This window comes from Micromonospora thermarum (assembly GCF_012034245.1).
GTDB classification, from domain to species: Bacteria; Actinomycetota; Actinomycetes; order Mycobacteriales; family Micromonosporaceae; genus Micromonospora; species Micromonospora thermarum.
On the sequence record NZ_JAATEO010000001.1, the window covers coordinates 209,527 to 231,134 of the forward strand.

Sequence of the window (21,608 nt, forward strand, 5' to 3'; positions counted from 1 at the left end):
CGGCTCGACCGAGGACCTCGACACCCGCCCTGGCCGTTCGAGCACCGGGTTCCGCCAGGCACGCACATCCCGGCCACGGACCGCGGTCACAGTTCTGCGCGGCCGCCCGCAGGTCGTGCACCGCAGCAGGTTAGCGTCGGAGCGTGAGCATCGGATCCCCGCGCCTCCTTCCCGCCGACAGCGGCCTCGCCGAGGCGGCGTCCGTCCTGCGTACCGGTGGGTTGGTGGCCTTTCCCACCGAGACCGTGTACGGGCTGGGCGCGAACGCGCTGGACGCGCGGGCGGCGGCGCGGATCTTCGAGGCCAAGGCGCGGCCGAGCTTCGACCCGCTCATCACGCACCTGGCCGAGGCGGCGGAGCTGGAGAAGCTGGTGGGCGTGGTGCCGGCGGCGGTCGCGGCGCTCGCCGAGCGGTTCTGGCCGGGGCCGCTGACGCTCATCGTGGACCGGCCGCCGGCGATCCCGCCGATCGTCACGTCGGGGCTGGAGACGATGGCGGTGCGGGTGCCGGATCACGACGCCGCGCGGGCGTTGATCGCGGCGGCCGGGGTGCCGGTGGCGGCGCCGAGCGCCAACCGCTTCGGGCAGTTGAGCCCGACCCGGGCCGAGCACGTCGTACGCGGCCTGGGGGCCGCCGTCGACGTGGTGCTCGACGGCGGGCCGACCCGCTGCGGGATCGAGTCGACGATCGTGGACGCGCGGGGGGACCGGCCGGTGGTGCTGCGGCTCGGTGCGCTGCCGGTGGAGGCGCTGGAGGAGGCGGTCGGGCCGGTGGTCGTCCGCCCGGGCAGTTCGGGGCAGCCGGTGGCACCCGGCACGCTCGCGGCGCACTACGCCCCGCGTACCCCGTTGCGGGTGGTCTCGGGAGCGGAGCCGGCGGCCGGCGACGGAGCCCGGCGGGGCTTCCTGGCGTTCCGGAACCGGCCGGCGGGTGACTGGGCGGCGGTGGAGGTCCTCTCCGCCGGCGGCGACCTGACGGAGGCGGCGGCCCGGCTGTTCGACGCGCTGCACCGGCTGGACGCCACCGGCGTCTCCGAGATCGTCGCCGAGCCGGTGCCCGACGTGGGCGTCGGCCGGGCGATCAACGACCGGCTGCGCCGGGCCGCCGCCACCTGGCGGTGAACGTCGGCGCATGGGCCGCAACCGTGGGGGTAGGAGTAACGGCAACAACCCCCCGGAAGTGAGGTGTCATATCCATGCCGACCGCACGCGAGATCATGACCAACGACGTGACCTGCGTCCGTGAGCAGGACGACCTCCGGACGGCGGCGAAGCAGATGGCCCAGCTGGGTGTCGGTTCGCTGCCGATCTGCGGGGACGACAACCGGCTCAAGGGCATGCTGACCGACCGCGACATCGTGGTGAAGGTGCTCGCCGAGGGCCGCGACCCGGCCAACGTCACCGCCGGTGAGCTGGCCCAGGGTAAGGCCGTGACCATCGGCGCCGACGACGACGCGGCGGAGATCCTGCGGACGATGAGCCAGTACAAGGTGCGCCGGCTGCCGGTGATCGACGGGCACGAGCTCGTCGGCATCGTGGCCGTCGCCGACGTGGCCCGGTCCCTGCCGGAGCGCCCGGTCGGTGATCTCATCGAGGCCATCTCCGAGCGCAGTTGACCGTCCCGACGAGTTCGACCGCCGCCTCCGGCTCCCGCCGGGGGCGGCGGTCGTCGCTCCCGGCGGGCGACCCGGTCGAAGTGGTCCCCGTGCAGGTGCGACAGGGACCACGGCGTCCAGGGCGGGCAGTTGGGCGATCTCCAGCGCCGGGTCGGTCCGGCGGCGTGACCACAGGCCCTTGCCCAGGTACGCCCGCTGCCCCCGGTGCAGGAAGTTCGGATCGGTGAGCAGGGTGAACCCACCGATCCGCAGCACCGTGGTGGCGGTACCGATGAACGTCACGTCCGCGTTCTCGCTCACGTGACACCCCTACCCCTGATCGCTCGTCTCACGCGCCCCGGGCCGACGCGGGACGCTCCGCGGTCGACCCGTCCGGAACCTGCTCGCCGGCGGTCGCGCCGTCGGGGCCATGCTGCCCGTCGGGCCCGGGATGTCCGCCGGTCGGCCACCGGCGCAGCCGGTGCAGCAGGTCGGCGTCCGGTAGCAGCGGCAGGCGGTGCAGCAGGTCGGTGGTGGCTCGCGGTGGGGCCGGCAGCCGCTCCACCAGCCGGGCCACGGCATTGTTGGCGAGGGTGGCGCCGACCGCGGAGCCCGTCGCGATCGTCCAGCCGATCGGCCCGAGCGGGGTGCAGCCGAAGAACTGGCTGAGGCCGGGGGTCTGCACGACCAGCACGAGCACGCCCACCGAGCCGGCCGTGGAGATCAGGACGCCGGGGGTGGTGCCGCCGGCGAGCAGGGTCTGGCCGAGCTGCGTGCCGACCAGCGACACCAGGGCGACGGTGCCGGCCCGGCGGGGTGAACCGGCCGCCCACCGGGCCAGCGCCCAGCCGGCGGTGGCGCCGAGCGCGGTGGAGGTGGCGCGGACCCCGATCTCCCGGTCCAGGGTGGTGCCGAGGGAGGTGTCCGGCCCCTCGCGCAGCAGGGCCTCGCTGTGCTCGGGGCGCGGCGGGCGGACCGCGATGGCCAGCGCGGGGGCCAGGTCGGTGAGCAGGTTGACGAGCAGCAGTTGGCGGCCGTTGAGGGCGGACCGGCCGTCGGCGGCGGCGGTGACGATGCTGAACGCGATCTCCCCCAGGTTGCCGCCGACGAGGATGCTCAGCGCGTGCCGGACCGACGACCACATGGCCCGTCCCTCGGTGAGCGTGGCGATGATGGTCTCCAGCCGGTCGTCCATGACGACGAGGTCGGCGGCGGCCCGGGCGGCCGGGGTGCCGCGCTGGCCGAGCGCGATGCCGACGTCGGCGAGGCGGATGGCGGGGGCGTCGTTCGCGCCGTCACCGGTCATCGCCACGCACCGGCCGCAGGCCTGCAACGCCTGGATGATCCGTACCTTGTGGGCGGGGGTGCACCGGGCGACCACGTCGGTGGTGACCAGACGGGCGGCCAGCTCCTCGTCGTCCAGGTCGTCGAGTTCCGCGGCGGTGACCACCCGCTGGCCGTCGCCGGCGCTGATCACCGACGCGATCGCCTCGGCGGTGGCGGGGTGGTCGCCGGTGATCATCACCGTGTGCACGCCGGCCCTGCGGATGCTGGCCACGGCCGGCGCGGCGCTGGCCCGGATCCCGTCGCCCAGCGCGAGCATGCCGACGAAGGTCAGGTCCCGGACGTCGTCGTCGGTGACGCTCTCGTCGTCCACGGCCCGTTCGGCGATGGCGAGGATCCGTTGCCCGGAGCCGGCGTGGCGGATCAGCTCGTGCTGCACCGCCGAACGGTTCGCCTCGTCCATCGGCACCACACCGGCCTCGGTGCGCCGGCTCACGCAGCGGGGCAGCACGGTCTCGGGTGCGCCCTTGAGGCTGAGCAGCAGGCCGCCGTCGCAGGCGCCGACGGTCGCGTGGTAGCCGCGGGACGGCTCGAACGGCAACCCTCCGACGGGGTGCCAGGCCGCCGCCCCGGTCTGCTCCACCGCGCCGGCCTGGCGCGCCGCCCGGCGTACCGCGCGGTCGGTCTGCTCCGGGAGCTGCTCCGGATCCTCGGCGTCCGGGGTGGCGCGCAGCGCGACCGCGAGGACCGTGTGCAGGTGGTCGTCGAGCTGGTCGACCGGGGCGTACCGGTCGCCGTCCCCGACGCCGGACAGCACCAGCCGACCCTCGGTCAACGTGCCGGTCTTGTCGAAGCAGAGGACGTCGACCCGACCCAGCGCCTCGATCGTGCGCGGGTTGCGGACCAGGGCACCGTGCTCGGCCAGCCGCCGGGCCGCGGCGAGCTGCGCGGCGCTGACGAGGAACGGCAACCCCTCGGGCACCGACGCGACCGCCAGGTTCGCGGCGGTCGCGGCCGTGGCCGCCAGGGGTACGCCCCGCGCCACGCCGGCCCCGGCGACGGCGATCGCCGAGCCCAGTGCGAGCGGTACGGATTTGCTGGTCAGCCCGCCGAGTCGCGCCTCGACACCGCCGCTGGGCGGGGCGTGCCGGGCCATCGCCATGCTGCGCCCGGCCTCGGTGTCGGCGCCGGTGGCGACGACGACCGCCCGGCCCTGCCCGGCGGCGACGGTGGTGCCCTCGTACACCATGGAGCGCCGCTCGGCGACGGCGGCCGCGGCGACCGGCTGGTCGGTCTTGCCCACCGGCAGCGACTCGCCGGTGAGCGACGACTCGTCGGCCTCCAGCCCGACCGCCTCGATGACCCGGCAGTCGGCGGGTACGGCGTCGCCCGGTTCGAGGACGATCACGTCGCCGGGGACCAGCTCGTCGGCGGGCACCACGCGGTCGGTGCCGTCCCGCCGGACCCGGGCGGTGACCGCCGAGCGGGACAGCAGCTCGGCGAGGGAGCGCTCGGTGTTGCGCTCGTGCACCGCGCCGATCAGGGCCGACCCGCCGACCACGCCGCCGACCAGGGCGGCGTCGACGAGCGAGCCGAAGGAGGCGGACAGCACGGCCCCGGCGGCGAGGACCGGGGTGAGCGGGTTGGCCAACTCGTCGAGGAACGCCCGGAGCAGGGTGGACGGGGCACGGCCGTCGGGTCCGGTGCCGTTCCGTCGTCGGGCGGCCTCGGCCGACTCCAGACCGTCGGTGGTGCTGTGGAGCTGGCCGAGGACCGTGTCCACCGGCATCAGGTGCCAGGGCACCGCCCTGCGCGGTGGGGGCGCGTCGGCCGGGTTGGGCAGGTGGTGGGCGCGCCACACGCCGTTGGCGAACGCCAGGGCGGCGCTACCGTTCACCGCCGCCAGGGTCCGGCCGGGGAGCTGTTCGCGGTCGGCGGTGAACGCGGACAGGGCGCCGAGTCCGGTGCCGGCGAGCGCGAGCCGGATGTTCTGCGCGGTCATCCGCCGCGCCACGCCGGCCGCCTCCACCACCAGCGCGGACACCCGCGGGTCGGTGCCGACCAGCAGGTGCGCGCCCCACGGCGGCAACTCCTCGTCGGCGGCCATGCCGAGGCCGCAGTCGGCGGCGCCGAGCGCCGCGCCGTCACCCGAGACCAGCATCACGACTGCGCCGTCCTGTTGCAGCTGTCGTACCGTCCCGGCGAGCTGGTCACCGCCGGGCAGGACGGCGTCGGCGAAGTCGTACCGCTCGGGGTTGTCTCCGGCGACGACCAGCCGCAGCCCCGCCCGCCGGGCGGCTTCCGGCAGGATGTCCACGCCCGGCGCCGGCTCCGTCTCGACCCGCAGCACCGCGACGAGCCGGTCGGCGCGCGCCAGGCCGAGCACCCGTCCGCCCGCCGCCCGTAGCCGCTCGCTCTCCGGGGTGTTGCCCGGGTCGGTCGCGCCGAGCGCGTCCACGGGACCGATCCGCCAGCCGTCGGCCTCCCGGCACGCGTCGGGCTCGTCCGCGTCGAAGAGTGCGAACGCCCGCGAGGCCACCTCGCCCGGGTCGGCGTCGCCGAGGGGGGCCAGGTCGGCGAGCAGCCCCCGGTCGGAGCCGAGCACGGCGGCGTCCAGGACGAGCGTGTCGATCCGGTCGAGGTCCCGCAGCACGCTGCGGTCCATGGCGATGACGCCCCGCCGCGCCAGCAGGTTGCCGAGCTGGGCGGCGTACCCCTCGCGGCCGGAGCCGGGGGCTTTCGGCAGTGCGGAGAGGCCAAGCGCCGCGGCCCGCTTGCGGCCGACCAGCGGGGTGGCCGCCGCTGCGGCGACCGCGCCGGTGGGGATCATCCACTTCACGTACGTCTCGACCGGACCGTCCGGCTTCGGCCGGGGCCGTTCGGTCGGCAGCGTACGGGCGACGGCCCGCTCCGGAGAGCCGGTCAGCCGTGGTTCGGCCTTCGCCCAGGTGGCGAGTTGGGCCCGGGCCTCCCCCCACTGCACGATGCGCTGGGCACCGTCGAGCACGATGCCGGTCCAGCCGCCGGTCAGGCCCTGCACGACCGCCTCGGCCAGCGGGAAGAGCAGGTCGGCGCGGGGGTCGGCGCGCAGTCCCCGGTCGGCGAGGGCGTGCAGTTTCGGGTGCAGGTCGACCGCGCCGAGCAGGCCGGCGACCTCGGCCGGGACGGGAGTGAACGGCAGGATCCGGGTCGCGGCCGAGATGGTCAGGCCGAGCGCGTCGGACGCGAGCGCGCCGAGCGTACGGGGGGTGCGTGGCCCCTCCTCGGGCGGATGCGGGGGCGGGATCTCCGGATCGGGCTCGTGGGGGCAGGTGCGTTCGGCGCGGTCGACGGTCGCGATCAGGTCGCGCAGCTTCGGCTCGGGCGACTCGACGGCGACGATCACCCGACCGGACGGCGCGTTCACCCGTGCCCAGGCCACGCCGGGCATCTCCTCCAGCGCCCTCTCGACCTGCCGGGCGAGGACGTCCCCGCCGTCCTGGCAGACGCCGTGCACCTCGATGTGGTGCCGTCCGGGACGGGACCAGACCCGGCGGCGGGTCAGGCCGGCAACGCGGGCGAGCCGGACGGCGGCCGACCCGAGGTTGCGGGACACGTCCCCCACCGCCTGCGACACGGCGGCCGGTGGAAGCAGTCGGCCGGCGACCCGGCCCAGCGGCGTCATCGAGGCGTACGACCGGACAGGTGCCGGCCCGACCCCCCGGTGCTGCTGCTCCCGCCGTACTCCATCTCGCCTCCCATGCCTGCTCCTCCGGCGGCCTGGCTTCCCGGCCGTCCGTCCGTTATGCCCCGGCGAGCAGCAAAGTTTCCCTGGCCGCGCGGGTGTGGACGGGCGGGTCGGTGGAATCCGGGTGCCGTCGCCGTCTTTGTGGAGGTCGGGATGAGCACGCTGACGCGGGAGCTCAGCGGGGGGCGTGAGACGGTCCGGGCGTTCAGCCGCCGGGTGGAGGTCCCGATGCTGGGGGAGGTGGCCGTGCCACCACCGGACAAGCTGGCGTACTACGCGGGTCTGGGGGTGCTGGCCGCGCTCCAGGTCATCGAGTGGCCGCTGGCGCTGGTCATCACCGCCGGTCACCTGCTGGCGGACCAGCACCTGTCCGGGCTGGCCAAGGGGCTGGGTGAGGCGTTGGAGGCCGCGTAGGGCGTCCCCACGGCACAGCCCGGTCCGCGCGTCACCGCATCGCCGCCCGGCTCGCCGCGGGTCGCGCCGGACGTCGGGAGGCGGCCCGGGCGACACGCGTCACGCTTGACCTCAACCGCGGTTGAGGTCGCACGCTGGGCGGGTGCTGATCGAGTGGCGGTGGCCCGGCGAGGGCCGTGACCTGTGGTGGATGCCGGTGACCCGTGTGATCTGGGGTTCCCGGTGACCGCCACGGTGGCGACCCCGGCCCCGCCCGCGCCGGCCGGTGGGCTGTTCGCGCCGCGCCTGCGGGCGATGACGGTGGGCGTCGTGGCGCTGGTCTCCCTGCTGGCGTTCGAGGCGCTGGCGGTCGGCACCGCCATGCCGACCGTCGCGCGCAGCCTCGACGGCATCGCCCTGTACGGCATCGCCTTCGGCGGCCCCTTCGCGGCGGGGGTGCTCGCCATGGTGCTGTCCGGGCTGTGGTCGGACATGCGCGGGCCAGGCGGCCCGGTGTGGCACGGCCTCGGGTGGTTCGTGGCGGGCCTGGTGGTGGCCGGGAGCGCCACCTCCATGGAGGTCCTGGTGGTCGGCCGGGTGGTGCAGGGGTTCGGGTCCGGCCTGCTGTCCGTGGCGCTGTACGTGGTCGTCGGGCGCGTGTATCCGGAGCGGCTGCACCGGCGGATCTTCGCCGCGTTCGCGGCGGCGTGGGTGGTGCCGTCCCTGGTCGGCCCGGCCGTTGCGGGCCTGGTGGTCGAGAATCTCGGCTGGCGGTGGGTCTTCCTGGCGGTGCCGGCCGTGGCGGTGCCGGTGGGCCTGCTGATCCGTCCGGGTCTGCGGGCGATCGGCGCGGTAACGGAGGCGGGTCGTCCGGCCGGTGCGCTGACCCGGCTCGGCTGGGCCGGCGCGGCGGCGGTGAGCGCCGCACTGTTGCACGTCGGGGGGCAGCAGCGCGGGATCACCGCCGTCACGCTGGTGGGGGCGGCGCTGGCCGGGCTCCTGGTGAGCGCGCCCCGGCTGCTGCCGGCGGGGTTCCTCCGGGCCGGCCGGGGCCTGCCCACCGTGATCGGGCTGCGCGGGCTGGCATCCGCCGCGTTCGTCGCCGCCGAGGTGGTGATCCCGCTGATGCTCGCGCGTGAGCGGGGTCTGTCGCCCACCGCCGCCGGGCTGGTCCTCACCGTGGGCGCGCTCGCCTGGTCGGGCGGCTCGTGGTTGCAGGGGCGGATGCCGGCGCCCCGCTCCCGCACGACGTTGCCGACGGTCGGCCTCGTCTGCATCACCCTCGGCACCGCCGTGGTGACGTCCGCCCTGGTGCCGGCCGCGCCGGTGTGGGTCGCCGTCCTCGGGTGGGCGGGGGCGGGGTTGGGGATGGGGCTGCTCTACCCGTCGCTGTCGGTGCTCACGCTGGAGTTGTCCGCCCCCGGCGAGCAGGGGCGCAACAGCTCGTCCCTGCAACTGGGGGACTCGCTCTTCGCGGCGACCGTCCTGGCCCTGACCGGTGCGGTGCTCGCCGCGAGCGCGGAACCCGGTCCGGGCAGCTACGCCGGCACCCTGGCGGTCGCCTCCGGGCTGGCGCTGCTCGGCGCTCTGCTGGCCCACCGGGTGGTGCCGGCGGCCGGGTGACGGGTCGCGCCCGCCACGGCGCCGACCGGGCTCGGGAGATCCGCTCGTCGGGATGCCGGAAGACCGCGACGTCAGGGGAATCACCCCGGCGAGGGGGCTCCGCCCGAGAGGATGACGGGCGATGGAGTTCCTCGGCACCTTCCCGATGGCCGTCGTGATGGTCGCCGGGACCCCGCTGGTCGCGGCGGTGTTCCTCGCCTCGGCCGAGCGGCCACGCGCCGCGTCGCTGGGGTACCTGGCCGGGGCAGCCGTCGTGGTCGCCAGCGGCACGACGCTGAGCTGGCTGGCCACCCGGACGGTCAAGGTCAATCTGACCGCGGGCGGCGCCGACCGCCGGACGATCGAGACCGGGATCGACTGGTTCGTCGTCGCGGTGCTGGTCGTGCTGGCGGTGGTGGTGTTCGTCCGGCGGCACCGCAGTGGCCCGCCGTCCTGGATCGCACGGTTGCAGCGGGCCGGCCCGGCGTACGCGGCCCGGCTGGCGGCGCTGCTCCTGGGTGCGATGCCGACGGACGCCCTCACCATGCTCAGCGCGGGAGCGAGCACCGCCCGGCACCACCTGCCCTGGTGGCACCTGCTCCCGTTCGTCCTGCTCACCGTGCTGCTGTTGGCGGTGCCGCTGCTGGTGCTGCTCCTGCTCGGCCGGCGGGCGGCGGCGGTGCTGCCAAGGATGCGGGATTGGGCGACCCGGCACTCCTGGCTGATCAGCGAGGTGGTGATCGCGCTGTTCCTGGCGCTGACGGTGCGGGACGCGCTGCGGTGAGCCGGCTCTCACCGGGTCACGTGCCGCCGTCCGGCGCCGTCGACTCGTGCGGGACGGTCTGGAGACGGAGGAGGACGGCATGCGGGTTCTGGTGACCGGCGCGGGTGGACGGTTGGGGCGGGTCGTGGTGCCCCGGCTGCGCGAGGAGGGCTGGACCGTACGGGCGACGAGCCGGCACGCGCGCGACGAGCCGACGGTCGAGTGGGTGACGGTGGACCTGGCGACCGGGGAGGGGTTGCGGCCGGCGGTTGCCGGCGTGGACGCGGTCCTGCACCTGGCGTCCACGCCGAAGGGGCGGCAGACCCACCGGGTCGACGTGCTCGGCACCCGCCGGCTGGTCGTCGCCGCCGGTGAGGCCGGCGTCCGCCACCTGGTCTACGTGTCGATCGTCGGCGTGGACCGGGTGCCGATCCCGTACTACCGGCACAAGCGGGATGCCGAGCAGGTGGTGGCCGCGGGTGAGGTCCCGTGGACGGTGCTGCGGGCCACCCAGTTCGGTGGGTTCCTCGACGAGGCGCTGCGTGCCGCGAGCCGGCTCGGGCCGGTGATCGGGGACCCGGCGGTGGTCGCCCAGCCGGTCGACCCTCGCGACGTCGCTGAGCGGCTCGTGCAGCGGCTCACCGCGGGCCCGCTGCGGAGGATCGAGGAGTACGGAGGTCCGCAGGTGCTCCGGTTCGACGAGGCGGTCCGGGCGTGGAACGCCGCCCGGGGCACCCGTCGGCCGCTGTTGCCGGTGCGCGTACCCGGTCGGCTGGGCCGGGAACTGCGTGCGGGTGGGCTGGTCACCGGGGCGACCCCGCGGGGCATCCGGACCTGGTCGGAGTACCTGAGTGACACGTACGGGGGAACCGCCGGGAAGTGAACGTTCGAGCCGTTCACGTCCGGCCTACGGTGACGCCATGTTTGCCATGGTGACCACCGTGATCCTGTACGTCGGCGGGTTCGTCTTCCTCTACGGGGTGATCCGACTCGCCATCCGGCACGCGTTGGAGGAGATCGAGGTGCGCCGGATCCAGGCCGAGCGCGCTCAGGATCTGGCCGCCCACCGGGACCGGACCCTGCTCCGCGAGAACGGCTTCCTCACCGGCAGTTGAGGTGCAAGGAAGGGGCCCTTCTCAGCGCCTGCGGTAGAGCGCCTTCCCCGGCACCGCCGGCACCGCCGGCACCGCCGGCACCGCCGGCACCGCCGGTACCGCCGGTACCGCCGGTCGCCGGGCGCCGCGCGCGGCCGGGTGCGAGGATCGCACCCGTGATGGGGACGTTGAAGACCGAGCCTGCCCGTACCCGCCCCGACCTGCTCGCCGCGCCGGTGGCCGCCGCCCTCGCGCAGTGGCCGGCCGACGCGCCGGTGGACGTCGACCACGTGCTGGTGGCGCCGATCGACGCCGACCTGGCCGACACGGCGGCGTTCTGCGACGCGTACGACGTGGGCCTCGACGCGTCGGCCAACTGCGTGGTGGTGGCCGGCAAGCGCGAGGGCCTCGTCCGTTACGCGGCCTGCGTCGTGCTCGCCACCACCCGGGCCGACGTGAACGGTGTGGCCCGCCGGGCGCTCGACGTACGCAAGGCGAGCTTCGCCCCGATGGCCGACGCGGTCGAGCTGACCGGCATGGAGTACGGCGGCATCACGCCCATCGGCCTGCCCCCGGAATGGCCGATCCTGGTCGACGCACGGGTGATCGCCACCCCGCACGTGATCATCGGCTCCGGCGTACGGCACAGCAAGATCGCGCTGCCCGGCCCGGCGCTCGGCGCGCTGCCGAACGCCCGCGTGCTCGACGACCTGGCCCGACCCGCCTGACCGGCGGCGGCGCGGCGCCGGTCGGGGACGATCATCGATGCCGTTGCACGTGAAACATGATGATCATCAATTGGGGGAGGATTCGCCGGCCTCGCGGCGGCGGACCTCCTCCAGCGCGCCGACCAGGGTCTCCGGCTCCTGCGCGCCGGTGACGGCGTACTTCCCGGCCAGCACGAAGGTCGGGACGCTCGTGACGCCGAGCTGCCGCGCGGCGGCCAACTCGTCACGGACCTCGGCGACCCGCTCGTCGGAGTCGAGGAAGGCGCGCGCCTCGGCCGTGTCCAGACCGACCTCGCCGGCGAGCGCGGCTAGCGCGTCCCGCGATCCGACGTCGACGCCGTCGGTGAAGTGCGCCCGGTAGAGGGCGTCGACCATCTCACCGGCCCGACCCCGCTCGGTGGCCCAGGCGATCAGCCGGTGCGCGTCGAACGTGTTCGCGGCCACGGCCCGGTCGAAGTTCAGCGTGAGACCCGCCCCCACGGCGACCCCGGTGACCTGGGCGGCCATCTGCTCCGCCCGGGCGCGCCCACCGAACTTGTCCCCGAGCGCGTCGATCAGCGGACGGGGCTCCGGCACCGGCGTCGGGTCGAGCTGGAAGGGCCGGTAGCGGACCGTCACGTCACCGTCGTACGACGCGAGGGCCTGCTCCAGCCGGCGCTTGCCGATGTAGCACCAGGGGCACACCACGTCGGCGTAGATCTCGATCTCCATGCCCGGTGACAACTCCCCGGTCAGCTGATCTGTTCCCGGACCTGGCGCTTCAGCCGGGCCAGGATCGCCGTGCCGCCGCGTACGCGCAGCGGGCTGATCGCCTGGGCCAGTCCCATCCGCTGGTACAGGTCGTCGGGGACGGCCAGCACCTCCGCCGGTGTGGCGCCGGCGAGCCCCTCGGCGAGGATGCCGGCGAACGCGCGGGTGGTGGGCGCCTCGGGCGGGCAGTCGAAGAGCGTCTCCACGGTGCCGTCCGGGGTCACCCGGGCGCGCAGGAAGAACGCCGTCTGGCACTCCGGGACCTGCTCCATGCCCTCCCGGTCCGTGTGATCGGGGGGCAGGGGCGGGATGACGTCGGCGTACTCCAGCAGCATCTCCAGCACGACGTCGCGGGGCGCGGCGGCGAACTCGTCGACGATCTCGGCCAGCCGGGTCGGCATCTCGGGCATCCCGCCAGGCTACCGCCGGCGACTGCGCAGGACGGCGGGTGTTAAGAAGGGGCCCCTCCTCTACCAGAGGTGTTAAGAAGGGGCCCTTCCTTACACCGTCGGGGCCTGCTCGCTGATCTGGCTGAGGGCGGACTGGGGGTCGAGCTGCATGGCCAGGTCGCCGAGGGAGATGATGCCGACCAGCTTCCGCTCGCTGTCGCAGACCAGCACCCGCCGGACGCCCCGTTCCCGCATGAGTGCCGCCGCCTCGCCCGCGGTGCAGTTCTGCTCGATCATCACCACCTCGCGGGTGATGATCGAGCCGATCGTCGTGACGGCCGGGTCGGCGCGCTCGGCGACGGCTCGCACCACGATGTCGCGGTCGGTGAGCATGCCGGCGAGGGTGGCCCCCTCGGTGACGACCACGTCACCGATGTCGGCCTCCTTCATCACCTTCGCCGCCTCGTCCAGGGTGGTCTCCGCCGGCAGGTAGATGACCTGCTTCGTCATCACGTCGCTGACCTTGTAACCGGTCATGGGAGCCCTCCAGTAACGATCCGCCCGATCGGGGTGCGGTACCCCGTGACGCCTCGACTACACCACACGTACGTGATCGACGAGTCGTTCGACGAGACCGTCCAGCGGCAGCTCGGTGCGCTCACCGGTGGCCCGGTCGCGCAGTTCGGCGTACCCGTCGGCGAGACGGCGGCCGACCACGACGGTGCGCGGGATGCCGACCAGCTCCGCGTCGGTGAACTTCACCCCGGCCGAGACGTGCGTGCGGTCGTCGACCAGCACGCGCAGGCCGGCGGCGGCGAGGCGTCCGCCGAGGTCGAGCGCCGCCTCCAGCTGCGGGCCCTTTCCGGCCGCCACCACGTGTACGTCGCATGGCGCGATCGCCGCCGGCCAGACGAGACCGCGCTCGTCGTGGTGCTGTTCGGCGATCGCCGCCACCGCCCGGGACACCCCGATGCCGTAGCAGCCCATCGTGGGCCGGACCGGCTTGCCCTCCGGCCCGAGCCCGTCCACCGCGAACGCGTCCGTGTAGCGGCGGCCGAGCTGGAAGATGTGCCCGATCTCGATGCCCCGGCGCAGGGTCAACTCCCCGGTGCCGCAGGCCGGGCACGGGTCGCCCGGCCGGACCTCGGCCGCCTCGATCGTGCCGTCCGGCACGAAGTCCCGCCCGCAGACGACGTTCGTGGCGTGCCGGCCCGGCTCGTTCGCGCCGGTCAGCCAGGCGGTGCCGGGCACCACGCGGGGGTCCACCAGGCATCGGACGCCGAGCTTCGCCATGACCTGCGGCCCGATGTAGCCGCGGACCAGCTCCGGGTGGTCGTCCCAGGCGTCGAACACCGCGACGGTGGCCGGTGCGAGCGCCGCGTCGACGCGCTTGAGGTCCACCTCCCGGTCGCCGGGCACCCCGATGACCAGCAGCTCCGCCTCGTCGGCACCCGGCCGGCGGACGGTGAGGACGACGTTCTTGAGGGTGTCGGCGGCCGTCCAGTCGTCCCGACCGGCGAGGCGGCGGGCGTTGGCCAGGTCGACCAGGCTGGCGATCGTCGGCGTCTCCGGCGTGTCGTGCACCTCCGTCGCCGGCTGCGCGTCCGGGTCGCCGGCCGGCGGGGCGGGCGTGGTGACCGCCTCGGTGTTCGCGGCGTAGTCGCACGCCGTGCAGCCCACGTACGTGTCCTCGCCGACCTCCGCGGCGGCCAGGAACTCCTCCGAGGCCGAGCCGCCCATCCCGCCCGACATCGCGTGCACCACCGTGTACTCCAGGCCGAGCCGGTCGAAGACCTTCCGGTACGCGGCGCGGTGCCGGTCGTACGCCGCCCGCAGCCCCGCCTCGTCCAGGTCGAACGAGTACGCGTCCTTCATCAGGAACTCACGCCCGCGCAGCAGGCCGGCCCGGGGCCGGGCCTCGTCGCGGAACTTCGTCTGCACCTGGAACAGCGTCACCGGGAAGTCCCGGTACGACGTGAACAGGTCCTTCACCAGCAGCGCCGCCAACTCCTCGTGGGTGGGGGCGAGCAGGTGCTCGGCGCCCCGCCGGTCGGCGAGGGTGAAGATGTCGTCGCCGTACTCCGTCCACCGCCCGCTGGTCCGGTACGGCTCGGCCGGCAGCAGCGCCGGGAAGTGGGCCTCCTGGTCACCGATCGCGACCATCTCCGACCGGATCACCTCGGTGACCCGGTCGAGGACGAGCTTGCCCAGCGGCAGCCAGGTGTAACCGCCCGGGGCGGCGCGGCGGATGTAGCCGGCGCGGAGCAGCAGTCGGTGGCTCGGCACCTCCGCGTCCGCCGGGTCCTCGCGCAGGGTCCGGAGCAGCAGGGTCGACATCCGTAGCAGCATTGCCGCAGCGTACGACCAGTTTTGCGAGGATCGCGATCCAATTGCCCGGAACGTGTGACCTGGGTCAGCGATCCTTGAGGTCGGGCTCGATGGCCAGGAGTAATTCGTAGAAGGTCGAGGAGGGGTTGTCCTTGGGAAAGGACGTCTGATTCCTGGCGTGTCGATGGCTGAGGGCGGCAGCCCGGCGTGCCGCGATCCTACGCAACTCTACGTAGCGTGCTCCGTCGATCCGCTTACCCGATCGACCGTCAAGCCTGCGACTTCGCCGCTCTGCTTCGACAGTGGTCAGGAAGGCGGTCTGCTCCTCGAAATGAAGAGTGAGCCACAGTTCGAAGCAGGGATTCGAGATCGCGAGCCTGATGTTGTGCACCGTCGCCAGCCGGATCGCCTCCGCCAGGCGGGGATGGTTCTGGGGCCATTCAACGTCGAATACACACCAGCACTCGTCGACCTCGTCGTCCTCACTGCGCGCCGCGGCACGCTGAACAAGCGTGATCGGTGCTCCCTGTTTGGGACCGGTACAGCTCCTTCGACCTCACCAGTCTCTCGTCCGACGGATCCCGGATCGCGCTGCTGCGGCAGGGACGGGACGAGACCCACGGTGACGTGGCCCGCGATCTGTTGGTCAACGTGGTGCTCGACACCCGGAGCGGAGAAGCTGTCGACCTGCCGCTCGACGGACGGAAGCTGCGCCAGGCGTACTTCCAGGTGGACGGGAGCCTGGTCGCCCGGGTCGTCGACGGCGACGGGTTCGCCCTGGTGCTGATCAGCGCCGACGGGCGGAAGATCAGCGAGACCGCCGAGCCGGCCCAGTTCAAGAACATGCAGATCCTGGCCGTCACCAACTGACCAACCGCTCTGCTGAAGGAGCCGCCGCGTCCCGTGACGCGGCGGCTCCGCCACGCCTCCATCGACGACTTCGCCCGGCCCGACCTGTTCGAGTCCGACGACGAGTTGGACGACTGTCTCGCCGACCTGTACGCGTCCCGCCGACAGCGCCGCGTGAGCCTGGTCGTCGACGTCTCGTAGCTGCCCAGCGCCAACGCGCCGCAAGGTCTCGGAAGATTTCGGCCCCTCCATAGGCCGTTTCCTTCCGAGAGCTTCTGTTTCTAGCGGCGCTTGATGCTCACCAGGAAGGTGCGCCAGGTCTGCGGGGTGAAGGTGAGGACCGGGCCGGTGGGGTCCTTGCTGTCGCGGACGCCGACGATGCCGGGCAGGTTGTCGGCGACCTCGACGCACTCACTGTTGCCGCTTCGGCTGGACTTGCGCCAGGTCGCGCCGGTCAGCTCCATGACGACATCACTTCCTTCATCAGCTCGACCGACTGGCGGCGGGGTAGGGCCTCGCTGCGGACGCTCTCCCACCTCGCCAGCAGGATAGCCACGTCCTCACCTTTGTCGACCGATGTGCCGCCGAGCTGGTGCTCCAGGTAACCGACCCAACCACCGTCATCGCCCCGCGCGAGGGTGAACGGTCCGGCCAGGCCGACGTGGCTGCTGATCTCCGTCGGAATGACGTGCACGCTGATGTGAGAGCGCTCGACACAGTCGACGAGGTGCGCGATCTGCTGAGTCATCAGGCCACGAAAGCCCTCGTCGGCGCGTCGGAGGACGGGCTCCTCGATCACTGCGACGAGTTTGGGCGGCTGCGATTGGTCGAGGATGGACTGTCGATCCATCCGGACCGCCAGCCGCTTCTCCACCTCGCCGTCGCTCAGCATGTCGTCGGCCCGGATCACGGCTCGGGCGTAGTTCTCGGTCTGAAGCAGGCCGGGAATCAGCGTGGGGTGGTAGCAGCGGAGTTGTCGGGCGGTGCGTTCGGCTTCCAGCCAGGGGCGGAACCAGCTCGGCTGGCGGTCGCGTTCGGCCATCTTGAGCAGCGAGGTGAGCAGGCCGCCCGTGTTCAGCACCTCGTCGGCCCGCTTGAGGAACAGGCGGTCGAGCGGTCGCTGGCCCAGCTCGACGGCCGACACCTGCGAGCCCGAGTAGTGGACCAGCTTCCCGAACTCCTCCTGACTCAGCTCCGCGTTCACCCGCAGCCGCCGCAGTTGGGTCCGGATCAGCTCCGAGGTCGGCTCAGCTTCCACAGTTCCTCCACGATCCGCCCGGCGTGGTGCCGACAGGTCCGGCCGGACGACTCCGTTTCCCGGGCCGCCCCACGGTCACCGTCGATGCCTTCCGACCGTAGTCGTGTCCTCACCAGACTGTCACGCAGCAGGTCGTCCGACCTGCTCCGGGGCCGCCCGTGGAATCCCCCGATACCGGGCGGCCCCGACTCACGCCTGAGGAGGTCGAGATGCGCGGTGGTCTGCCCGTACCCCGGCTGGGACCGCACGCCGACCGGCCCCGCGCCCATCCGGCGGACCGCACGCCCCACCTGCCCATCCGCCCGCTGTGGGTGTGCCGGGCGTGCGGGGGGCCGTGGCCGTGCGCGGAGGCGCGGCTGCTGCTGAAGATCGAGTACGGCGACCGCCCGGTCGACCTGGCGATCTACCTGTCCGGGCTCTACCACGAGGCGACGCACGACCTGTTCCGGCTGAATCCGCACGACGGCCCGACACCGCGCGAGCTGTTCGAGCGCTTCGTGGCCTGGGGTCCCTACCGCCGGCCGGCCGTCGATCCGCCGCCGACCCGATGACGTGCGCCACGTTCCCGTGCTGAGGGGCCCTGCCCGGCGGGCCGACGGTGCGAAACTACCGCTGTTAAGTAGGGGCCCTTCCTCTACCGGAGGCGATGACAAGGGGCCCTTCCTTGCACACCGGAGGGAGCAAGGGTGCGCTGGCGCAGTTTCGTCGCGGTCGGGGACAGCTTCACCGAGGGCATGGACGACGCGTACCCGGACGGCACCTACCGGGGCTGGGCCGACCTGGTCGCCACCCGGCTCGCCGCCGAGGCCGGCCCGGACTTCCGGTACGCGAACCTCGCCATCCGCGGCCGCCTCTTCCCCCGCGTGGTCGACGAGCAGGTGCCCGCCGCGCTGGCCATGAAGCCCGACCTGATCAGCTTCGCCGCCGGCGGCAACGACATCCTGCGCCGCACCTTCGACCCGGACAGCCTGCTCGCGCGTTTCGACGACGTGGTCGGGCAGCTTCGCTCCGGCGGTGCCGACGTGATCCTGTTCCGGTTCGCCGACGTGATGGCGCGGCTGCCCGGTCAGCGCCTGGTCGCCCCCCGGGTGGAACTGCTCAACCGGGCGGTCGGCGAGACCGCCGAGCGGCATGGCGCGATCCTGGTCGACCTGTACGCCGACGACACGTACCTCAACCCGATGCTGTGGAGCACCGACCGGCTGCACCTATCCTCGGCCGGGCACCGGCGGGTGGCCGCGCAGGTGCTGACCGCCCTCGGCGTCGGCTGTGACGAGGACTGGCTGCTGGTCCCCGAGCGCCCCCTGCCGAAGCCCTGGCTGACCGCCCGCACCGACGACCTCCGCTGGGCCACCCGACACCTGGCCCCCTGGCTCAAGCGCCGCCTGACGGGCCGCAGCTCCGGCGACACGGTAACGGCCAAACGCCCCACCCTGACCCCCCTGACCGACTGACCCCACCCCCCACCCCACCCCACCCCACCCCACCCTTGTCTCGTCGATCATGGAGTTAGCGGGTGCTTCGATCTCCGAATCGCCCGCTAACTTCATGATCAACGAAGCGAGCGCGGGGGTGCCGGGTGCGATCCGGCGTACCTTGGGGATCATGTCTGTGCCACGGGATCCTGATCCCCGACTCCAGTCCTACGCGGACCCGCAGAAGCTGGTCACCACCGGGTGGCTGGCGGAGCACCTGGGCGACGAGGGGCTCGTCGTCATCGAGTGCGACGAGGACGTGCTGCTCTACGACACCGGCCACATCCCCGGTGCCATCAAGGTCGACTGGCACCTGGAACTGAACGACCAGGTGACCCGCGACTACCTGGACGCCAAGAGCTTCGCCGAGCTGTGCGCGGCCAAGGGCATCGGCCGCGACGACACCGTCGTCTTCTACGGCGACAACTTCAACTGGTGGGCCGCGTACGCCCTCTGGGTCTTCACCCTCTTCGGCCACCCGGACGTGCGGCTGCTCGACGGCGGCCGGCAGAAGTGGATCGCCGAGGGGCGGGAGCTGACCCGCGACAAGCCGACCCGCCCGCGCGCGGAGTACCCCGTTCCGCAGCGCGACGACGCGCCGATCCGGGCATACCGCGAGCAGGTCATGGCGCACATCGCCGCCGGCCGGCCGCTGGTGGACGTGCGGTCGCCGGGCGAGTACACCGGCGAGATGCTGCACATGCCCGACTACCCGCAGGAGGGCGCGCTGCGCGGCGGGCACATCCCCGGCGCGGTGAACAAGCCGTGGAAGTCCGCGGCGAACGACGACGGCACCTTCAAGTCACCGGACGAGCTGCGGGCGATCTACGCCGACCAGCTCGGGCTGAGCCCGGACGACGACATCGTCGCGTACTGCCGGATCGGCGAACGGTCCAGCCACACCTGGTTCGTGCTGCGGCACCTGCTGGGGTACCCGCAGGTGCGCAACTACGACGGTTCGTGGACCGAGTGGGGCAACCTGGTCCGCGCCCCGGTCGTCAAGGGCGACCAGCCCGGCGGTCTGGAGAGCTGAGGATCATCAAGAAGGCCCTGTGTTCAACAGGGGCCTTCTCCTTCCGGCCGTCCCGTCAGGTAGCGCTGGATGGTCGGCCCGACCCAGGCGACCACCTCCGCCGGCGGCATCGCCACGACCGGCGGCAGCCGGACGATGTAGCGGGTGAGAGCGAGGCCGAGGATCTGGCTGGCCACCAGGCCGGCCCGGCGGCCGGTGGTCGCCGGGTCGGTGCCGAACGTGGCGACGGCCGTGCTGAGCTGGTCGGTGAAGATATGCCGGATCCGCTCGGCCGCGCCCGGGTTGGCGCTCGCCGCCCGGAGCAGCGCCGCGAGCGTCTCGTCGCCCTCCCAGCGGTTGAGGAAGTGGCGCACCAGGGCCTCCCCGAGCCGGTCGGGCGGCACCTGCGTCAGGTCCGGCAGGCGCAGGTCGAACTCGGCCGCCGCCGCGAACAGCCCCTCCTTGCTGCCGTAGTACCGCATCACCATCGACGGGTCGATCCGTGCGTCTGCGGCGATGGCCCGGATGGTGGCCCGGTCGTACCCGTCGGCGGCGAAGCGGGCCCGCGCGGCCCGCAGGATCGCGGCCCGGGTGGCGTCGGAACGGCGGGGGCGGGCTGGCACTGCCTCGGTCATGTCCACGACCGTATGCCAACGCGTGTTGACATCGCAACGCGAGGTGTCCTAGCGTTGCCAACAACGGTTGGCCAACGAATGTTGGCATAGATGATCGCGGAGGTGCCGGATGCTGCCGACGGAGACGGACGTACTGGTGGCCGGGGCCGGGCCCACCGGGCTGACCGCCGCGCTCACGCTGGCCCGGCGCGGGGTGCCGGTGACCGTGGTCGACCGGCTGGCCGAGCCGCCGGTGACCTCGCGGGCGGCCGTCGTGCATGCGTACACCCTGGAGGAGCTGGACCGGATCGGGGCCGGCGCCCCGCTCATGGCGCGCGGGGCGCGGGCGCCGGCGTTCACCGTCCAGGACCGTGACCGGGCTGACCCGGCTGGCCACCCTGCCGCCCGCCCGGCCCGCAACCTGCTGCTGCGCCTGCTCTCCGCCCTACCCCCGGCCCGCCGGCGGAGGTGGGGGTCGCCCGCAGCACCGGCCACGCCGCGAGCGTGACCAGCGCGTAGACCACCGCCGCCGTCGCGGCCACCGGCGCGACCCCGTACGCCGCCCCGGACAACCCGGCGAGCACCCCGCCGACCGGCGCGGTGAGCGACCCGATCATCCGCTGCGCCGAGCCCACCCGGCCGAGCAGCCCGGCCGGGACGCGCTGCTGCCCGTACGCCGCCCACAGGCTGTTCCACACCGTGGTGCCGGCGGCGAAGAGGGCGAGCGCGACCCCGCCCGGCACCGGGTGTCGGGCCAGCGCGAACCCGACCAGGGCGAACGTCTGGGCGGCGAGCACCACGCGGAGGGCGGGCACCGTCCCGAGCACCGCCGCCGTCCGCCCGGCCGCCAGCGCCCCACCGAGGCCACCCACGATCGCGGCGGCGGCGAACAGCCCGTAGCCGGCCGGGGGCATCCCCAGCACGTCGAGCGCGTAGAGCACCAGCACCGCCTGCAACCCGCTGATCGCGAGGTTGCTCCCGGCGGTCAGCAGCGTGACCCGCCACAACGTCGGCTCCCCCCGCATCCACCGGACACCCTCGACGGCCTCCGTCCACACCGACCGCAGTCGCCCGCGCCCCGCCGGCCGGTGCGTCGCGCGCGAACCGTGCGGGTGACCCGTCCGGGCGGGACCGACCGCGAGGACGAGGAGAGCGGCGGCGGCGAAGGTGAGGGCGTCGACGGCGAAGGGGAGTGCCGCGGCCAGAGCGAAGAGGACGCCGGCGGCGGGAGCGCCCAGGAAGCCTCCCGCCACCGCCGTGCCGGCCTGGAGGCGGCCGTTGGCGGCGGGCAGGGCGGCCGGCGGCACCACCGACGGCAGCAGCGCGAACGAAGCGGCGTCGAAGACGGTGCCCAGCGCGGCCAGCAGGAACGCTGCGGCCACCAGCACCGGGACGCTGGCCCGGTCGAGGACGATCGCCACGGCCAGGGCGGCCGCCACCGCGGCCCGTACCCCGTCCACCGCCGCCATCGTCCGACGGCGGTCCCAGCGGTCCGCGTACACGCCCCCGAGCAGCCCGAACAGCAGCGGTGGAAGTTGACCGGCCACCGTCACCGCGGCGATCACCCGGGGATCGCGGGTCAGGCCCGCGACCAGCAGGGCGAGCGCGGGCGTGCGCAGGGCGTCGCCGAAGCGGGAGGAGACGGCCGCGGTCCAGAGCAGGCGGTAGTCACGGCCGAGGGCGGGAGCGGTCATACCGGTGACCCTCCGGCCTCGACCAGGTCGAGGGTCAATCCGCACCGCTCCCAC

Annotated in this window: 22 protein-coding genes and 2 pseudogenes; 14 read left to right on the forward strand and 10 right to left on the reverse strand. The window is 73.8% G+C overall.

The features are described from left to right. Positions 1 to 149 precede the first annotated feature (149 nt). Entirely contained in the window at positions 150 to 1,121 is a 972-nt protein-coding gene (locus HCJ94_RS01025) for an L-threonylcarbamoyladenylate synthase (RefSeq protein ID WP_167999170.1), read from the forward strand. A gap of 74 nt (positions 1,122 to 1,195) precedes the next feature. Then, positions 1,196 to 1,615, forward strand: a complete 420-nt coding sequence (locus HCJ94_RS01030; protein ID WP_167999032.1) for a CBS domain-containing protein — start codon at positions 1,196 to 1,198, stop codon at positions 1,613 to 1,615. Between the two features lie 328 nt (positions 1,616 to 1,943). Here the strand turns inward: HCJ94_RS01030 and HCJ94_RS01040 are convergent, their stop codons facing one another. After that, entirely contained in the window at positions 1,944 to 6,542 is a 4,599-nt protein-coding gene (locus tag HCJ94_RS01040; RefSeq protein ID WP_240943730.1) for a cation-translocating P-type ATPase, read from the reverse strand. Positions 6,543 to 6,702: 160 nt separating this feature from the next. Here HCJ94_RS01040 and HCJ94_RS01045 point away from each other — a divergent pair. The 6 genes and pseudogenes from HCJ94_RS01045 (at position 6,703) to HCJ94_RS01075 (ending at position 11,185) form a co-directional block, all read left to right on the forward strand. After that, positions 6,703 to 7,019, forward strand: a pseudogene (locus HCJ94_RS01045) (hypothetical protein). Between the two features lie 222 nt (positions 7,020 to 7,241). Next, on the forward strand, positions 7,242 to 8,621 hold the full coding sequence (locus tag HCJ94_RS01050) for an MFS transporter (RefSeq protein WP_167999034.1): 1,380 nt from the start codon (positions 7,242 to 7,244) through the stop codon (positions 8,619 to 8,621). Between the two features lie 121 nt (positions 8,622 to 8,742). Continuing rightward, positions 8,743 to 9,384 carry a GAP family protein gene (locus HCJ94_RS01055; protein WP_167999035.1) on the forward strand — a complete coding sequence of 214 codons (642 nt, stop codon included), beginning with the start codon at positions 8,743 to 8,745 and terminating at the stop codon, positions 9,382 to 9,384. Between the two features lie 79 nt (positions 9,385 to 9,463). Then, on the forward strand, positions 9,464 to 10,246 hold the full coding sequence (locus HCJ94_RS01060; RefSeq protein WP_167999036.1) for an SDR family oxidoreductase: 783 nt from the start codon (positions 9,464 to 9,466) through the stop codon (positions 10,244 to 10,246). Positions 10,247 to 10,283: 37 nt separating this feature from the next. After that, positions 10,284 to 10,478, forward strand: a complete 195-nt coding sequence (locus HCJ94_RS01065; protein ID WP_167999037.1) for a hypothetical protein — start codon at positions 10,284 to 10,286, stop codon at positions 10,476 to 10,478. A 158-nt stretch (positions 10,479 to 10,636) separates the two neighbouring features. Then, positions 10,637 to 11,185: a YbaK/EbsC family protein gene (locus tag HCJ94_RS01075; protein ID WP_167999171.1), complete on the forward strand. Its 549-nt coding sequence runs from the start codon at positions 10,637 to 10,639 to the stop codon at positions 11,183 to 11,185. 66 nt (positions 11,186 to 11,251) lie between these two features. On the opposite strand, the gene HCJ94_RS01080 is transcribed toward HCJ94_RS01075, so the two are convergent. The 5 genes from HCJ94_RS01080 to HCJ94_RS01100 all read right to left on the reverse strand — a co-directional run bounded on the left by HCJ94_RS01080 (position 11,252) and on the right by HCJ94_RS01100 (position 15,169). Beyond that, positions 11,252 to 11,896, reverse strand: a complete 645-nt coding sequence (locus tag HCJ94_RS01080) for a DsbA family oxidoreductase (RefSeq protein WP_167999038.1) — start codon at positions 11,894 to 11,896, stop codon at positions 11,252 to 11,254. A gap of 20 nt (positions 11,897 to 11,916) precedes the next feature. After that, positions 11,917 to 12,345 (reverse strand): SufE family protein, encoded by a 429-nt coding sequence (locus HCJ94_RS01085; RefSeq protein ID WP_167999039.1) that lies wholly within the window; start codon positions 12,343 to 12,345, stop codon positions 11,917 to 11,919. 90 nt (positions 12,346 to 12,435) lie between these two features. Next, on the reverse strand, positions 12,436 to 12,861 hold the full coding sequence (locus HCJ94_RS01090; protein ID WP_167999040.1) for a CBS domain-containing protein: 426 nt from the start codon (positions 12,859 to 12,861) through the stop codon (positions 12,436 to 12,438). Between the two features lie 57 nt (positions 12,862 to 12,918). After that, positions 12,919 to 14,673: a proline--tRNA ligase gene (locus tag HCJ94_RS01095; protein WP_167999041.1), complete on the reverse strand. Its 1,755-nt coding sequence runs from the start codon at positions 14,671 to 14,673 to the stop codon at positions 12,919 to 12,921. 64 nt (positions 14,674 to 14,737) lie between these two features. Continuing rightward, positions 14,738 to 15,169 (reverse strand): RloB family protein, encoded by a 432-nt coding sequence (locus HCJ94_RS01100; protein ID WP_167999172.1) that lies wholly within the window; start codon positions 15,167 to 15,169, stop codon positions 14,738 to 14,740. Positions 15,170 to 15,171: 2 nt separating this feature from the next. Between HCJ94_RS01100 and HCJ94_RS01105 the strand changes: the two genes are divergently transcribed. Both HCJ94_RS01105 and HCJ94_RS01110 read left to right on the forward strand, forming a co-directional pair. Beyond that, positions 15,172 to 15,522, forward strand: coding sequence for a hypothetical protein (locus HCJ94_RS01105; RefSeq protein ID WP_167999042.1), 351 nt, complete (start codon positions 15,172 to 15,174; stop codon positions 15,520 to 15,522). A 33-nt stretch (positions 15,523 to 15,555) separates the two neighbouring features. Beyond that, complete coding sequence (locus HCJ94_RS01110; protein WP_167999043.1) at positions 15,556 to 15,702, forward strand: hypothetical protein; 147 nt, start codon at positions 15,556 to 15,558, stop codon at positions 15,700 to 15,702. Between the two features lie 80 nt (positions 15,703 to 15,782). On the opposite strand, the gene HCJ94_RS01115 is transcribed toward HCJ94_RS01110, so the two are convergent. Together HCJ94_RS01115 and HCJ94_RS01120 are read right to left on the reverse strand one after the other, a co-directional pair. Further along, positions 15,783 to 15,965: a DUF397 domain-containing protein gene (locus HCJ94_RS01115; RefSeq protein ID WP_167999044.1), complete on the reverse strand. Its 183-nt coding sequence runs from the start codon at positions 15,963 to 15,965 to the stop codon at positions 15,783 to 15,785. Beyond that, positions 15,956 to 16,759 (reverse strand): helix-turn-helix domain-containing protein, encoded by an 804-nt coding sequence (locus HCJ94_RS01120; protein ID WP_167999045.1) that lies wholly within the window; start codon positions 16,757 to 16,759, stop codon positions 15,956 to 15,958. Before HCJ94_RS01120 ends, HCJ94_RS01115 begins: the two co-directional genes overlap by 10 nt. Positions 16,760 to 16,968: 209 nt before the next feature. On the opposite strand from HCJ94_RS01120, the gene HCJ94_RS01125 reads away from it, so the two are divergent. The 3 genes from HCJ94_RS01125 to HCJ94_RS01135 all read left to right on the forward strand — a co-directional run bounded on the left by HCJ94_RS01125 (position 16,969) and on the right by HCJ94_RS01135 (position 19,267). Next, on the forward strand, positions 16,969 to 17,310 hold the full coding sequence (locus HCJ94_RS01125) for a hypothetical protein (RefSeq protein WP_167999046.1): 342 nt from the start codon (positions 16,969 to 16,971) through the stop codon (positions 17,308 to 17,310). Between the two features lie 135 nt (positions 17,311 to 17,445). Next, positions 17,446 to 18,213: an SGNH/GDSL hydrolase family protein gene (locus tag HCJ94_RS01130; RefSeq protein WP_167999047.1), complete on the forward strand. Its 768-nt coding sequence runs from the start codon at positions 17,446 to 17,448 to the stop codon at positions 18,211 to 18,213. A gap of 151 nt (positions 18,214 to 18,364) precedes the next feature. Further along, positions 18,365 to 19,267 carry a sulfurtransferase gene (locus HCJ94_RS01135; protein WP_167999048.1) on the forward strand — a complete coding sequence of 301 codons (903 nt, stop codon included), beginning with the start codon at positions 18,365 to 18,367 and terminating at the stop codon, positions 19,265 to 19,267. Between the two features lie 23 nt (positions 19,268 to 19,290). Here HCJ94_RS01135 and HCJ94_RS01140 read toward each other — a convergent pair whose 3' ends face one another. Next, positions 19,291 to 19,881 carry a TetR/AcrR family transcriptional regulator gene (locus HCJ94_RS01140; protein ID WP_205800416.1) on the reverse strand — a complete coding sequence of 197 codons (591 nt, stop codon included), beginning with the start codon at positions 19,879 to 19,881 and terminating at the stop codon, positions 19,291 to 19,293. Between the two features lie 109 nt (positions 19,882 to 19,990). Between HCJ94_RS01140 and HCJ94_RS29835 the strand changes: the two are divergent. After that, positions 19,991 to 20,206, forward strand: a pseudogene (locus HCJ94_RS29835) (FAD-dependent oxidoreductase); the annotation flags it as partial. 10 nt (positions 20,207 to 20,216) lie between these two features. Here HCJ94_RS29835 and HCJ94_RS01145 read toward each other — a convergent pair. Further along, a complete protein-coding gene (locus tag HCJ94_RS01145) occupies positions 20,217 to 21,554 on the reverse strand; it encodes an MFS transporter (RefSeq protein ID WP_167999050.1) in 1,338 nt (445 codons plus the stop codon). Positions 21,555 to 21,608: the final 54 nt, after the last annotated feature.

Excerpts from the sequence above, each read along its gene's own strand:
- HCJ94_RS01145 (WP_167999050.1), bottom strand. The coding sequence starts at position 21,554 with ATGACCGCTCCCGCCCTCGGCCGTGACTACCGCCTGCTCTGGACCGCG.
- HCJ94_RS01075 (WP_167999171.1), top strand. The coding sequence starts at position 10,637 with ATGGGGACGTTGAAGACCGAGCCTGCCCGTACCCGCCCCGACCTGCTC.
- HCJ94_RS01115 (WP_167999044.1), bottom strand. The coding sequence starts at position 15,965 with ATGGAGCTGACCGGCGCGACCTGGCGCAAGTCCAGCCGAAGCGGCAAC.
- HCJ94_RS01065 (WP_167999037.1), top strand. The coding sequence starts at position 10,284 with ATGTTTGCCATGGTGACCACCGTGATCCTGTACGTCGGCGGGTTCGTC.
- HCJ94_RS01140 (WP_205800416.1), bottom strand. The coding sequence starts at position 19,881 with ATGACCGAGGCAGTGCCAGCCCGCCCCCGCCGTTCCGACGCCACCCGG.
- HCJ94_RS01095 (WP_167999041.1), bottom strand. The coding sequence starts at position 14,673 with ATGCTGCTACGGATGTCGACCCTGCTGCTCCGGACCCTGCGCGAGGAC.
- HCJ94_RS01085 (WP_167999039.1), bottom strand. The coding sequence starts at position 12,345 with ATGCCCGAGATGCCGACCCGGCTGGCCGAGATCGTCGACGAGTTCGCC.
- HCJ94_RS01055 (WP_167999035.1), top strand. The coding sequence starts at position 8,743 with ATGGAGTTCCTCGGCACCTTCCCGATGGCCGTCGTGATGGTCGCCGGG.
- HCJ94_RS01040 (WP_240943730.1), bottom strand. The coding sequence starts at position 6,542 with ATGACGCCGCTGGGCCGGGTCGCCGGCCGACTGCTTCCACCGGCCGCC.
- HCJ94_RS01090 (WP_167999040.1), bottom strand. The coding sequence starts at position 12,861 with ATGACCGGTTACAAGGTCAGCGACGTGATGACGAAGCAGGTCATCTAC.
- HCJ94_RS01030 (WP_167999032.1), top strand. The coding sequence starts at position 1,196 with ATGCCGACCGCACGCGAGATCATGACCAACGACGTGACCTGCGTCCGT.
- HCJ94_RS01060 (WP_167999036.1), top strand. The coding sequence starts at position 9,464 with ATGCGGGTTCTGGTGACCGGCGCGGGTGGACGGTTGGGGCGGGTCGTG.
- HCJ94_RS01080 (WP_167999038.1), bottom strand. The coding sequence starts at position 11,896 with ATGGAGATCGAGATCTACGCCGACGTGGTGTGCCCCTGGTGCTACATC.
- HCJ94_RS01125 (WP_167999046.1), top strand. The coding sequence starts at position 16,969 with ATGCGCGGTGGTCTGCCCGTACCCCGGCTGGGACCGCACGCCGACCGG.
- HCJ94_RS01135 (WP_167999048.1), top strand. The coding sequence starts at position 18,365 with ATGTCTGTGCCACGGGATCCTGATCCCCGACTCCAGTCCTACGCGGAC.